Below are 12,227 nucleotides of genomic sequence, written 5' to 3'. Positions count from 1 at the left end.
GTGTCGGGGCCGGGCGCGGCCGCGGCCGGCGCGGGGGCGGGCGCGCCGGACCGGCGCACCGCCGCGGTCCGCTGACTTCCGTGGGAGTTGGGATGCTCCGTCACGCGTGGGGTTCCATCCGTCGGGGCCGTACGCCCAGTCGCAGAGGGCGCACCGTGGGTCAGGCGCGTCGCAGATTGAGGAAGAGCTGGATCTCGGGTGGTACGTCCGTACTCGCCGGGGCGTACGCCAGCGAGTTCTCCCCGGCGACGTCGAAACCCGCTTCGCACACGACCTGACGCAGTTCCTCCCGCAGATATCCGGATACCCGGATCGTGTTGCCCAGGAACGGGATCGCGAAGTCGTCCACGTCGGCCTCGACCATCGAGAGCGCCAGCAGCCCCCCGGGTCTCAGCATGCCGCGCAGCATCCGCAGCGCGTGGGGGATCTCCGGGCGCGGCAGCATCAGCAGGGCGAAGAAGGCCGCGATGCCGTCGAAGGTGCCCAGGTGCCCGTCGCGCAGGCCGGCGATGTCCGCCAGGCGGAACTCGGCCTCGGGGACGTTGCCGCGGGCCAGGTCGAGCATCCCGGGGGAGAGGTCGACGCCGACGACCTGATGGCCGGCGTCGCTGAGCTGCCGGGCCGTCGGCAGGCCCGTACCGCAGCCGACGTCGAGGATCCGGGAGCCGGGCGGGAGCGCGCCGGCCAGCCAGGCGCCGGCGTCGAGCTGACCGTCCTTGTGCGGGAAGGCGTCGTCGTAGCGGTCGCCGATCGCGTCGAACGCCTCGGCCTGCCCGCTGCGGTCCAGCCCTAAGCGGGCGTAGCCGTCGTACCCACGCTGGTCGTCACCGCTCACGGCTCCGCCCTCTCTGTGACCGTCGGCTGTGATCGGACGTCACATGCCGTGCTCTTTTCGTGCCGTGCTGCTCGTGCAGTATCGCGGAGGCCGATCCTACGGTTGTCCCTCGGGGGCGTGCCAAGCGGTTCGCGGGGTTCTTCCCCAACCGCCGCCGAGCCGGGCCGGGACGCGGTCCCAGTCATCCGGCAGCGCCGGTACGGTCCAGGCGGGATCGGGGCGCCAGTCCTCCCAGCCCGCGGCGAACGGCGCGGCCCAGGACTCGATGCGCCCGACCGCCGCGCGCCCGGCGGCCCGTACCCGGTCCGCCTGGCCGGGAGGCATCAGGCCCACGCGCTGTGCCTGGGCGAACTCGTCCTCGTCCTTCCACTCCCAACGGCGGTCGGGATAGACGGCGATGTCGAGGAAGTGGTCCTCGGAGTCCACCCCGCCCGCCCAGCGCGCGAGCGGCTCCTCGAGGTTGACGTACCAGTTCTTGAAGCGCCAGTCCGCGTCCCAGAAGAGCCAGACCGACCACGGTTCGCCGGGCACGGCGAGCTTGAGGACGCCCGTGCCGTGCCAGCGGTCGACGGTGGTCGTGCGGGGCTTGGTGTAGCGGGTGGCCAGCGGTTCCTGATGGATGGGTGTGCCATCGGCCAGCAGCGGTTTGACGCAGTCGGTGCCGGGCGCCATCCAGACGGCGAGGAGGTCGTCGGTGTCCTGGACGACGGTGACGGGACGGCAGATGTGGACGTCTTCACTCGCGTTGCCCCGGTACCGCCAGAGGATATGGTCCCCCGGCGCCCAAGGGGCGGTGCCGGCCGTGCCCGTGGTGTCCACCGTGTCCGCTGTCATGCGGAGATCCTAGGTGCCCGGACCACGAATGCGCCGTGACGTGCGCCGCAAAGGTACACACCAGGGCGGGGTGCGGCGCACGTCGGAGGGGTTACGGGCGGGTGCTGCGGGCGGGTCGGGCGCAAGACGCCGAGCGCGCCCCGGCCGGGCGCCGCCGCCGGGTCAGGACGGGCGGGTCATGCGCAGCACGTCGAGCGCTTCGTCGAGTTGCTCCAGGGTGAGGAGTCCCCGGTCCACATACCCGGCGTCCAGCACGGTCTGGCGGATCGTCTTCCGCTCGGCAAGGGACTTCTTGGCCACCTTCGCCGCCTCCTCGTACCCGATGTAGCGGTTGAGCGGTGTGACCACGGACGGTGACGACTCCGCGTACTCGCGGGCCCGCTCGGCGTTGGCCGTGATGCCGTCGATCGTGCGGTCGGCGAGCAGCCGGGAGACGTTGGCGAGCAGCCGCACGGACTCCAGGAGGTTCTTCGCCATCACCGGGAGCATCACGTTCAGCTCGAAGTTGCCGGCCGCGCCCGCGGTGGCCACGGTCGTGTCATTGCCGGTGACCTGGGCGGCCACCATCAGGACGGCCTCCGGCACGACCGGGTTGACCTTGCCCGGCATGATCGAGGAGCCGGGCTGGAGGTCGGGCAGGTTGATCTCGGCGAGGCCGGTGCGCGGGCCGGAGGACATCCAGCGCAGATCGTTCGCGATCTTCGTGAGGCCGACGGCGATGGTGCGCAGCTGGCCACTGGTCTCCACCAGGCCGTCGCGCGCGCCCTGCGCCTCGAAGTGGTCGCGGGCCTCGGTCAGCGGCAGCCCGGTCGCGCGGGCGACCTCGGCGATGACGGCGCCGGAGAAGCCGGGCGGGGTGTTGATGCCGGTGCCCACGGCCGTACCGCCCAGGGGCAGTTCGGCCAGCCGCGGCAGGGAGGCGCGCAGCCGCTCCACGCCGTAGCGGACCTGCGCCGCGTAACCGCCGAACTCCTGACCGAGCGTCACGGGTGTGGCGTCCATCAGGTGCGTACGCCCGGACTTGACGACCTCCGCGAACTCCCCGGCCTTGCGCTCCAGCGACTCGGCGAGGTGGTCGAGCGCCGGGACGAGGTCACCGGTGACGGCGGCCGTGGCGGCGATGTGGATGCTGGAGGGGAACACGTCGTTGGAGCTCTGCGAGGCGTTGACGTGGTCGTTGGGGTGCACGTCACGGCCGAGGCGCTCGGTGGCCAGGGTGGCGATGACCTCGTTGGCGTTCATGTTCGAGGACGTACCGGAGCCGGTCTGGAAGACGTCGACGGGGAAGTGCTCGTCCCAGCGCCCCTCCGCGACCTCGCCCGCCGCCGCGGCGATGGCGTCGGCGATCTCCTTGTCGACCACGCCCAGCTCGGCGTTGACCTTCGCGGCGGCCCCCTTGATCCGGGCCAGGGCCTCGATGTGCGCACGCTCCAGACGCTGCCCGCTGACGGGAAAGTTCTCCACCGCCCGCTGGGTCTGGGCGCGCCACTTGGCGTGGGCCGGGACGCGCACCTCTCCCATGGAGTCGTGCTCGATCCGGTACTGCTCGCTGTCGGTCATTGTCACTTACCTCCTGACAAACACAGCGTTTGTCCGGTTCACCGTGTTCCCAAAAGGCACTACCGACTAGTAAATACCGCGAGTAACAACTGAAATCGGGGAGGCTCACACATGACACGCAGACCCACCCTGCGCTGTACTCTCGCCGCCGTCGCCGCGCTCGCCGCGGCATTCGGCGGCATGGCCGCGACCGCTCCCGCGGCCACGGCCCGCACACCCGGCACCGCCTCCACCCCCCTGACGCCCGAACTGGAGAAGATCCGCGCCGCCGAGGCGGTCAAGCTCTACGGCGACGCCGCCGAGCGCCCTCTCGGCCAGCGCAAGTCCGCGCTGATCTCCCTCGGCGACAGCGAGATCTCCGGCGAGGGCGTCGGCACGTACGAGCCGGGCACGAACGGCCCGTCGAACTGGTGCCACCGGTCGCCCGACGCCGCCATCCACCGCACCTCGATCCCCGCCGACGTCACCTACAACGTCTCCTGCTCCGGCGCGTCCACCCCCAACATCCGCATCGGTGGCAGCAAGCAGTACGCGGACGAGCTGGTGCAGAGCGACAACCTCGCCGTCAAGGCCCGCAACACCCGGATCAAGATGGTGCTGCTGGTCGCCGGCGCCAATGACGACCTCCAGTTCGGTCCCGTCATGACCGACTGCGTCACCCGCTACCTGACGCTCCAAGGCCCGTGCGAGCCCAAGTACACGCCCGGCTGGCAGGCCCGCGTCGACGGCCTCGTGCCCAAGGTCGAACAGACCGTACGGGACCTGCGCACCGTCATGACGGGCGCCGGTTACGCGGACGGCGACTACAAGCTCGTGGTCATGGGCTATCCCAGCCCCATCGGCCCCGACTTCGAGGACAACCCGAACTTCCCCGGCAAGATCCCCGGCGGCTGCGTGGGCCACACCTCCGACTCCGCCTGGGGCCGCAACACCGCCGTCCCCGCCTTCGAACGCGGCATGCGCAAGGCCGCCCGGAACTCGGGCGCGCTCTACCTCGACAACTCACGCCTCTTCCACGGCCACGAGGTGTGCATGGAGGACACCTGGGCGCGCGGGCTCTACATCGACCTGTCCAAGCCGGGCATGCCCGACGAGAACTCCGTCCGCCAGTCCTTCCACCCCAACCAGCGGGGGCACGGCGCGTTCGCGTCCTGCCTCAGCCAGTTCTACGCGTCGGGCTACGGGGAGGCCGGATGCGCGGACCCGGCGAGCACGGGGTCGCCCGTGCTGACCAAGGGCGGCTGGGACGACGCCTTCCGCCCGCTGCGGGGCGAGGCGACAGGCACGTGCCTCGACGCGTACGGGGCGAGCAGCCGCGACGGCACGAAGGTCGGCGGCTGGGACTGCGCCGGCAGCCGGAACCAGGAGTGGGCGTACGACGCGGGTACGAAGGCGCTGCGGACCGGACTCACGCATGACCGGTGCGTGGACGTGCCGGGCGGCACGTATCGCGCGGGTGCGGCTGTGGTGCTGTGGAACTGCCACGGGGGTGCGAACCAGCAGTTCGCGCGGAGCGGCTCCGCGTTCCGGCCGGTGGCGGCGGACGGGCTCTGCCTGACGCTGGCGTCGGCGAAGGACGCGGCGCGGCTGCAGAAGTGCGACGGCTCGGCGAGTCAGCGCTTCGCGTAGAAATCCGGGGCTCCGCCCCGGACCCCGGTCCTCAAACGCCGGACGGGCTGATTGTTGCCCGGACCGGCGGAAATCAAGCCCGTCCGGCGATTGAGGACACCGCGCGCAGCGCGGTTCGGGGGCGGGGGCGAAGCCCCCTACTTGGCAGCCCGCACGGGAATACTCGTGAACGTCGGAGCCGGCGCCGGGTCCACGAAGAAGTCGTTGCCCTTGTCGTCCACGACGATGAACGCAGGGAAGTCCTCGACCTCGATCCTCCAGACCGCCTCCATGCCGAGCTCCTCGTACTCGACGACCTCGACCTTCTTGATGCAGTCCTGCGCCAGCCGGGCCGCGGGCCCGCCGATGGAGCCGAGGTAGAAGCCGCCGTGCGCGCCGCACGCGTCGGTGACCTGCTTGCTCCGGTTGCCCTTGGCGAGCATGACCTTGGAGCCGCCCGCGGCCTGGAACTGCTCGACGTAGGAATCCATGCGGCCGGCCGTCGTCGGGCCGAAGGAGCCGGACGCGTAACCCTCGGGGGTCTTGGCCGGGCCCGCGTAGTAGACCGGGTGGTCCTTCAGGTAGCCCGGCATCTCCTCGCCCGCGTCCAGACGCTCCTTGATCTTCGCATGTGCGATGTCACGGGCGACGACGAGCGGCCCGGTGAGGGACAGCCGGGTCTTGACGGGGTACTTGGTCAGCTCGGCGAGGATGTCGTCCATCGGCCGGTTGAGGTCGATCTTCACGACGTCGTCGTCGGACAGGTGCTCGTCGGTGGTCTCCGGCAGGAACCGCGCCGGGTCCGTCTCCAGCTGCTCCAGGAAGACGCCCTCGGCGGTGATCTTCGCGACGGCCTGGCGGTCGGCGGAACAGGACACCGCGATGGCCACGGGCAGCGAGGCGCCGTGGCGCGGGAGGCGGACGACGCGCACGTCGTGGCAGAAGTACTTGCCGCCGAACTGGGCGCCGATGCCGATCTTCTGCGTCAGCTCGAAGACCTTCTCCTCCAGCTCCTTGTCCCGGAAGCCGTGACCGAGCGGGGAACCCGTCTCCGGCAGCTCGTCGAGGTAGTGCGCGGAGGCGTACTTGGCGGTCTTGAGCGCGTACTCGGCCGAGGTGCCGCCGACGACGATCGCCAGGTGGTACGGCGGGCACGCGGCGGTGCCCAGGGAGCGGATCTTCTCCTCCAGGAACGTCATCATGGAGCCCTCGTTGAGGACCGCCTTCGTCTCCTGGTAGAGGAAGGACTTGTTGGCCGAGCCGCCGCCCTTGGCCATGAAGAGGAACTTGTACGCGCCGCCGTCGGTCGCGTACAGCTCGATCTGCGCGGGCAGGTTCGAGCCGGTGTTCTTCTCGTCCCACATGGTCAGCGGGGCCATCTGCGAGTACCGCAGGTTGAGCTCGGTGTACGCGTCGAAGATGCCGTGCGAGAGGGCCTTCTCGTCGCCGCCCTCGGTGAGGACGTTCTGGCCGCGCTTGCCCATGACGATCGCCGTGCCGGTGTCCTGGCACATCGGCAGCACTCCGGCGGCGGCGATGTTGGCGTTCTTGAGCAGGTCGAGCGCGACGAAGCGGTCGTTCGGCGACGCCTCGGGGTCGTCGAGGATCCGGCGCAGCTGCGCCAGGTGCGCGGGGCGCAGGTAGTGCGAGATGTCGTGCATCGCCTCGGCGGCCAGCTTCCGCAGCGCCTCGGGCTCGACCTTGAGGAACGTACGGCCGTCGGCCTCGAAGCTGCTCACGCCCTCGGCGGTGACCAGGCGGTACGGAGTGTGGTCCTCGCCCAGGGGCAGGAGGTCGGTATAGGCGAACTCAGACGGGGCAGACATTGCGGCGATTCCTCACTCGACAGTGGCTTGGCTGACACCTGCGGCAGCGCTGTACCAGCGTAGGGCGCCCCGGCGCGTCCGATCCTGTGAGGTAAGGCTCAGTAGATCTCGATCTGGCCCTAGTCGCGATGTATCGCGTTTCGCTACGCTGCTGTCGTGGACAAGCCATCGTTCGACGAACGGCACCGGACGCCGGTGCCCCTGACCGAGTCCGGCGGGCCCGCCGACTCCGCTCTCCGCGCCTCCGACGCCGACCGCGACCGGACCGCGGACGTCCTGCGGGACGCCCTGGGCGAGGGCCGGCTGACCCCGGAGGAGCACTCCGAGCGGGTCGGCGCGGCCTACGAGGCGCGGACGGTCGGGGAGCTGGAGGCCGTGGTCGCCGACCTGCCGCGGTCGCCCTCCGCACCCCGGTACGAGACGCCCGCGGGCGCCTATGGGTCCTCCCCGGGCGCGGACGCGACGGAGAATCTCGTCGCGGTCTTCGGCGGTGCCACCCGCAAGGGCCGCTGGCGGGTGCCGTGGCGGACCAACGCGTTCGCGCTGTTCGGCGGGATAGAGATCGATCTGACCGAGGCGGTCTTCGAGCGGCGGGAGATCGTCGTCAACGCCGTCGCGATCTTCGGCGGCGTCGAGATCAAGGTTCCGGAGAACGTCTCCCTGAGGTCGACCGGCGGCGGTGTCTTCGGCGGTTTCGACGTCAGGACCATGGAGGCGCGGGACCCCGGTGCCCCGGTCGTATCCGTCACCGGCTTCGCGGTCTTCGGGGGTGTGGAGGCCCGGCCCCGGCGGGGCAAGCGCCTCAAGAACCTTCGCGCGGGCGGCTGACGGCGGCTGACCGCGTTCCGCTCATGGCAACGGTGTGAATAAGCGCGCGCACAGCGGGTAAAGCTTGGTGCATCGTCTCTCGTACGGCTGCCGGTGCGAATGGCCGTGCGCAGTGGAGGCGGGCAAAGGTGACTCAATCGGCCCAGCAAAGCCGTCGTCAGGAGTGGACCGTGCTGCTACCGCATCAGCCCCTGCAGGAAGCCGCCGTACCGTCCCAGCGGGTCTCCGCTCGGGATCAGGCCGGCCCCTGGCATTCGGAGGCGGTGTGCCGCCGGGATGAAGCCGGGCTCTTCTTCGCACCATCCAAGGAACCCACCGCCGCGCGCCTGTCCCGCGAGGAAGCCGCGAAGCGGGTCTGCGCCCGCTGCCCCGTGATGGTCGAATGCCGCGAGCACGCCCTGCTCCAGCCCGAGCCGTACGGCGTGTGGGGCGGGCTGACCGCGGCCGAGCGCCGCGTGGTGCTGGCCCGCCGCCGCCGGCGGGAGGCCGAGCTCCAGCGCGCCACACGCGTCGCCGCCGCCGGCTGACCGAAGCGCACACACCACGGGCCGGGCCCCGCCGGAAAGCGGCGGGGCCCGGCCCGTGAGCGGTGTCCCTCGGGGGAGCCGTCAGCTGGGGCGCTCGAAGTCGACCGTGCTGTACGCGCGCAGCTTCGACAGCCGGTGCGTGGAGTCGATCTGCCGGATGGTGCCCGACTTGGAGCGCATCACCAGCGACTGGGTGGTCGCGGTCTCCGCGCGGTAGCGCACGCCGCGCAGCAGCTCGCCGTCGGTGATGCCGGTGGCGACGAAGAAGACGTTGTCGCCGCGGACGAGGTCGTCGGTGTGCAGGACCTTGCCGAGGTCGTGACCCGCGGCCAGGGCGCGCTCGCGCTCCTCGGCGTCCTTGGGCCACAGCTTGGCCTGGATCGTGCCGCCGAGGCACTTGATCGCGCAGGCCGCGATGATGCCCTCGGGCGTACCGCCGATACCGAGCAGCAGGTCGATGCCCGTGCCCTCGCGCACGGCCATGATCGCGCCGGCCACGTCGCCGTCGGAGATGAACTTGATGCGGGCGCCGGCCTCGCGGATCTCCTTGACGATGCCGTCGTGGCGCGGGCGGTCCAGGACGACGACCGTCACGTCCTCGGGCGAGGAGTGCTTGGCCTTGGCGACCCGGCGGATGTTCACGCCGACGGGGGCGTCGATGTCGACGTAGTCGGCGGCGTCGGGGCCGGTGACCAGCTTGTCCATGTAGAAGACGGCGGACGGGTCGAACATGGAGCCCCGGTCGGCGACGGCCATGACCGAGACCGCGTTGGCCATGCCCTTGGCCGTCAGCGTCGTGCCATCGACGGGGTCCACGGCGACGTCGCACTCGGCGCCGGTCCCGTCGCCCACACGCTCACCGTTGTAGAGCATGGGCGCGTTGTCCTTCTCGCCCTCGCCGATGACGACGACGCCGTTCATGGAGACGGTGCCGATGAGGGCGCGCATGGCCTTGACCGCGGCGCCGTCCGCGCCGTTCTTGTCGCCGCGTCCGACCCAGCGGCCCGACGCCATGGCTCCGGCCTCGGTGACCCGGACGAGCTCCAGGGCGAGGTTGCGGTCGGGGGCCTCGGGGCTGACTTCCAGCTGGGACGGCAGGTGATGATCGGTCATCGGAGCGCACCTTTCTGTACGGCGACGGCCGTAAGGGCTCCTCGTCCCCCGAAGGGGGCAAGGAAGTGAGGGTGTGATGACTTTATCGGTTTACCGCGAGAGTGAGCAGGGCGCCCCACGCATGAGCATCGTCAAGGTCACGTGCGGCTCGCGCGGCGACGCGCCGCGGCCCACGGCCGACCGGCGTCAAGATCGGCGCGGGCATGGGGGACGATGGTGAGGTGGCAGGTAGGAATGGCAAGGCGCAGACCGTACGGAACATGATCCTCTCGCTGGCGGTGGTGGTCCCCATCGCGCTCGTGAGCTATGTCTTCATTCCGCACGACGACGGCAAGAACGCCGTGAAGACCGTGGGCTACCGCGTGGAGCTCGACACGGCCCGGCGCGCCGCGCCGTATCCCGTCGCGGCGCCCGAGGGGCTGGGCGAGGGCTGGCGCGCGACCTCGGTCTCGTACCGCGCGGGCGGCAAGCAGGGGTCGGCCTGGCACCTGGGCTTCCTCGACCCGACCGAGGAGTACGTCGCGATCGAGCAGAGCGACGGCCCGGCGGAGGAGTTCATCGACAGCGCCAGCCAGCGCGCGAGCCGGACCGCCAGGACCCAGCAGGTGGCGGGTGCCACCTGGCGGCGCTACGAGGGCGAGAAGTACAACGCCCTGGTGCGCGAGGAGCGCGGGGTGACGACGGTGGTCACCGGCACCGCCTCCTACGAGCGGCTGACGGAGATGGCCGCCGCGCTCAAGGCCGAGAGGACGCGGCCCGAAGGGGCGGCGAAGGGCTGAGCGCGACGGCCGGTGCGTCCGGTGCGGTCCGGGGAGGCCCCTCGGGGGCCGGTGCCCCCCCCGGACCGGTCGTCGTCAGACGGTCGTGACGACCTGGTCGTAGGCCAGGCGCGGGGCGCGCGGGCGCGAGGCGTTCTCGCCGGGCTCGCCGATGTTCACGATCATCAGCGGGGTGTGGTCGGCGTCCAGGAACTCCTTCTGGACACCGGCGTGGTCGAAGCCGGTCATCGGGCCGGCGGCCAGCCCGGCGGCACGCACGCCGACGAGGAAGTAACCGGCCTGGAGCGCGCCGTTGAGCGCGGCCGACCGCTCGCGGACCGGGCGCTCGGCGAAGAAGACGTCCTTGGCCTGCGGGAAGTGCGGCATCAGCGTCGGCAGCTCCTCGTGGAACTCGTTGTCCGTGGCGAGGATGGCCACCAGCGGCGCGGACACCGTCTTGGCGCGGTTGCCCTCGGCCATGAGGGGCGCCAGGCGCTCGCGGGCCTCCTGCGAGCGGACGAGGACGACGCGCAGCGGCGACTGGTTGAAGGCGGTGGGGGCGTACTTGACCAGGTCGTAGACGGCCTGGATCTGCTCGTCGGTCACCGGTTCCGCGGAGAAGGTGTTGGCCGTGTGGGCCTCACGGAAGAGCAGGTCCTGCGCGGTGCGGTCGAGGGCGAGGGTCATGGGAGAACACCTTCACAAGCGTGGGGGGTCGTACTGATGACATCCACTGTACGCAATGTGTGTGAACTTTCAATCAAACCTTGGGCGCGGTGACTCGACTCACGCTCGCCGAGCCGTGCCCACCCGCCGCGACCGGGCGGATCAGCCCTGGTCGGCCGTGCCGCGCGCGCCCGCCGCCGCGTCCTCCCCGGACTCCGCCAACGCCGCGTCCAGTCGTGCCCGGGCGCCCTCCAGCCAGCGCCGGCACACCTTCGACAGCTCCTCGCCGCGCTCCCACAGCGCCAGCGACTCCTCCAGCGTCGTGCCCCCCGCCTCCAGGCGGCGCACCACGTCGATCAGCTCGTCCCGCGCCTGCTCGTAGCCCAGCACGCCCTCGCCGGAGCCCGTGCTCCCGTCCTCCGCCACACCCGTCTTCGCCATGCCGCCCAGACTATGCGGGCGGTGTGACAACGGCCCGCACCGTGAACCCGCCCTCGGCGACCCGCGCCCGCAGCTCCTCCTCCGCCGCCACCTCCTCGGCGGTCCGCACCACCGAGCCGTCGGCGTGCTGGAGCACCGCGTAGCCGCGGCGCAGCGTCGCCGCCGGCGACAGCGCGACCACGCGCGCGTGGGTGTGCGAGAGCTCCGACTCCGCACGGTCCAGGAGATGGCCGAGCGTGCGCCGCCCCCGGTCGGTCAGCGCGTCGACCTGCGCCTTCCGCTCGTCGACCATCCGCTGGGGCCGCTCCACGCAGGGCCGCGCCCGTACGGCCGCCAGGCCGCGCTCCTCGCGCTCCAGATGCGCGGTGACGCAGCGCAGCGCCCGGTCGCGCAGCTGCCGGACGCGGATCAGCTCCTCGCCCACGTCCGGTACGACCCGCTTCGCCGCGTCGGTGGGGGTCGAGGCCCGCAGGTCGGCGACCAGGTCCAGGAGCGGCGAGTCGGGTTCGTGGCCGATCGCCGACACCACCGGCGTACGGCAGTCGGCCACCGCCCGTACGAGCCGCTCGTCCGAGAACGGCAGCAGATCCTCCACACTGCCACCGCCGCGCGCCACGATGATCACGTCGACGTCCGGCGCCTTGTCCAGCTCCGTGACCGCCTCGATGACGCGCGGCACGGCGTGCACGCCCTGCACGGGCACGTTGCGGATCTCGAAGCGGACGGCGGGCCAGCGGTGCCGGGCGTTCTCCAGCACGTCGCGCTCGGCGGCGGAGGCCCGGCCGCAGACCAGCCCGATCAGCTGCGGAAGGAAGGGCAGCGGCCGCTTGCGGTCGGCCGCGAACAGCCCCTCCGCCCCCAGCGACCGCTTCAGCTGCTCCAGCCGCGCCAGCAGCTCACCGACGCCCACCGGCTTGATCTCGGTGGCCCGCAGCGACAGCGAGCCACGCGGCGCGTACCACTCGGGCTTGGCGTGCACGACGACGCGCGCGCCCTCCGAGACGATGTCGGCGACCTGGTCGAAGACCGCGCGGTAGCAGGTGACGGACAGCGAGATGTCGTGCGACGGGTCGCGCAGCGTCAGGAACACCACGCCCGCGCCGGGCCGCCGCGACAGCTGGGTGATCTGCCCCTCGACCCACACCGCGCCCAGCCGGTCGATCCACCCGCCGATCAGGCGCGACACCTGGCCTACGGGGATCGGCGCGTCCGGGGACGTGTTGAGAGCCAT

Annotated in this window: 12 protein-coding genes; 4 read left to right on the top strand and 8 right to left on the bottom strand. The window is 71.4% G+C overall.

Going from position 1 to position 12,227, the window contains the following annotated elements:
* Window positions 1-160 precede the first annotated feature (160 nt).
* The 3 genes from J7E86_RS26575 to J7E86_RS26565 all read right to left on the bottom strand — a co-directional run bounded on the left by J7E86_RS26575 (window position 161) and on the right by J7E86_RS26565 (window position 3,229).
* Entirely contained in the window at window positions 161-835 is a 675-nt protein-coding gene (locus J7E86_RS26575; protein ID WP_215085026.1) for a class I SAM-dependent methyltransferase, read from the bottom strand.
* Between the two features lie 96 nt (window positions 836-931).
* Window positions 932-1,669 carry a DUF402 domain-containing protein gene (locus J7E86_RS26570; RefSeq protein WP_215085024.1) on the bottom strand — a complete coding sequence of 246 codons (738 nt, stop codon included), beginning with the start codon at window positions 1,667-1,669 and terminating at the stop codon, window positions 932-934.
* Window positions 1,670-1,831: 162 nt separating this feature from the next.
* Window positions 1,832-3,229 carry an aspartate ammonia-lyase gene (locus J7E86_RS26565; RefSeq protein WP_215085022.1) on the bottom strand — a complete coding sequence of 466 codons (1,398 nt, stop codon included), beginning with the start codon at window positions 3,227-3,229 and terminating at the stop codon, window positions 1,832-1,834.
* 111 nt (window positions 3,230-3,340) lie between these two features.
* Between J7E86_RS26565 and J7E86_RS26560 the strand changes: the two genes are divergently transcribed.
* Window positions 3,341-4,858: a ricin-type beta-trefoil lectin domain protein gene (locus J7E86_RS26560; RefSeq protein WP_215085020.1), complete on the top strand. Its 1,518-nt coding sequence runs from the start codon at window positions 3,341-3,343 to the stop codon at window positions 4,856-4,858.
* A 137-nt stretch (window positions 4,859-4,995) separates the two neighbouring features.
* Here the strand turns inward: J7E86_RS26560 and J7E86_RS26555 are convergent, their stop codons facing one another.
* The gene (locus J7E86_RS26555) at window positions 4,996-6,663 is read right to left on the bottom strand and encodes a fumarate hydratase (RefSeq protein ID WP_215085018.1); all 1,668 of its coding nucleotides are present in this window, start codon (window positions 6,661-6,663) and stop codon (window positions 4,996-4,998) included.
* Between the two features lie 156 nt (window positions 6,664-6,819).
* Between J7E86_RS26555 and J7E86_RS26550 the strand changes: the two genes are divergently transcribed.
* Window positions 6,820-7,491 carry a DUF1707 domain-containing protein gene (locus tag J7E86_RS26550; RefSeq protein WP_215085016.1) on the top strand — a complete coding sequence of 224 codons (672 nt, stop codon included), beginning with the start codon at window positions 6,820-6,822 and terminating at the stop codon, window positions 7,489-7,491.
* Between the two features lie 170 nt (window positions 7,492-7,661).
* A complete protein-coding gene (locus J7E86_RS26545) occupies window positions 7,662-8,018 on the top strand; it encodes a WhiB family transcriptional regulator (RefSeq protein WP_215085014.1) in 357 nt (118 codons plus the stop codon).
* Window positions 8,019-8,099: 81 nt separating this feature from the next.
* Here J7E86_RS26545 and glpX read toward each other — a convergent pair whose 3' ends face one another.
* Complete coding sequence (gene glpX / locus J7E86_RS26540; RefSeq protein ID WP_215085012.1) at window positions 8,100-9,131, bottom strand: class II fructose-bisphosphatase; 1,032 nt, start codon at window positions 9,129-9,131, stop codon at window positions 8,100-8,102.
* Window positions 9,132-9,352: 221 nt separating this feature from the next.
* Here glpX and J7E86_RS26535 point away from each other — a divergent pair, with 221 nt between their 5' ends.
* Window positions 9,353-9,910 (top strand): DUF4245 domain-containing protein, encoded by a 558-nt coding sequence (locus J7E86_RS26535; protein WP_308312735.1) that lies wholly within the window; start codon window positions 9,353-9,355, stop codon window positions 9,908-9,910.
* 75 nt (window positions 9,911-9,985) lie between these two features.
* Here J7E86_RS26535 and J7E86_RS26530 read toward each other — a convergent pair whose 3' ends face one another.
* From J7E86_RS26530 to xseA, 3 genes are all read right to left on the bottom strand, one after another.
* The gene (locus J7E86_RS26530; RefSeq protein WP_215085010.1) at window positions 9,986-10,576 is read right to left on the bottom strand and encodes a malonic semialdehyde reductase; all 591 of its coding nucleotides are present in this window, start codon (window positions 10,574-10,576) and stop codon (window positions 9,986-9,988) included.
* A 141-nt stretch (window positions 10,577-10,717) separates the two neighbouring features.
* Window positions 10,718-10,996 carry an exodeoxyribonuclease VII small subunit gene (locus J7E86_RS26525; RefSeq protein WP_215085008.1) on the bottom strand — a complete coding sequence of 93 codons (279 nt, stop codon included), beginning with the start codon at window positions 10,994-10,996 and terminating at the stop codon, window positions 10,718-10,720.
* A gap of 10 nt (window positions 10,997-11,006) precedes the next feature.
* Window positions 11,007-12,227, bottom strand: a complete 1,221-nt coding sequence (gene xseA / locus J7E86_RS26520; RefSeq protein WP_215085006.1) for an exodeoxyribonuclease VII large subunit — start codon at window positions 12,225-12,227, stop codon at window positions 11,007-11,009.

It is taken from the genome of Streptomyces sp. ISL-11 (assembly GCF_018614525.1).
Lineage (GTDB): Bacteria > Actinomycetota > Actinomycetes > Streptomycetales > Streptomycetaceae > Streptomyces.
Note: the sequence above shows the minus strand (reverse complement) of the source record. Positions and strands in the feature narration are given on the sequence as shown.

Excerpts from the sequence above, each read along its gene's own strand:
- J7E86_RS26570 (WP_215085024.1), bottom strand. The coding sequence starts at position 1,669 with ATGACAGCGGACACGGTGGACACCACGGGCACGGCCGGCACCGCCCCT.
- J7E86_RS26560 (WP_215085020.1), top strand. The coding sequence starts at position 3,341 with ATGACACGCAGACCCACCCTGCGCTGTACTCTCGCCGCCGTCGCCGCG.
- J7E86_RS26530 (WP_215085010.1), bottom strand. The coding sequence starts at position 10,576 with ATGACCCTCGCCCTCGACCGCACCGCGCAGGACCTGCTCTTCCGTGAG.
- J7E86_RS26525 (WP_215085008.1), bottom strand. The coding sequence starts at position 10,996 with ATGGCGAAGACGGGTGTGGCGGAGGACGGGAGCACGGGCTCCGGCGAG.
- glpX (WP_215085012.1), bottom strand. The coding sequence starts at position 9,131 with ATGACCGATCATCACCTGCCGTCCCAGCTGGAAGTCAGCCCCGAGGCC.
- xseA (WP_215085006.1), bottom strand. The coding sequence starts at position 12,227 with ATGGCTCTCAACACGTCCCCGGACGCGCCGATCCCCGTAGGCCAGGTG.
- J7E86_RS26555 (WP_215085018.1), bottom strand. The coding sequence starts at position 6,663 with ATGTCTGCCCCGTCTGAGTTCGCCTATACCGACCTCCTGCCCCTGGGC.
- J7E86_RS26565 (WP_215085022.1), bottom strand. The coding sequence starts at position 3,229 with ATGACCGACAGCGAGCAGTACCGGATCGAGCACGACTCCATGGGAGAG.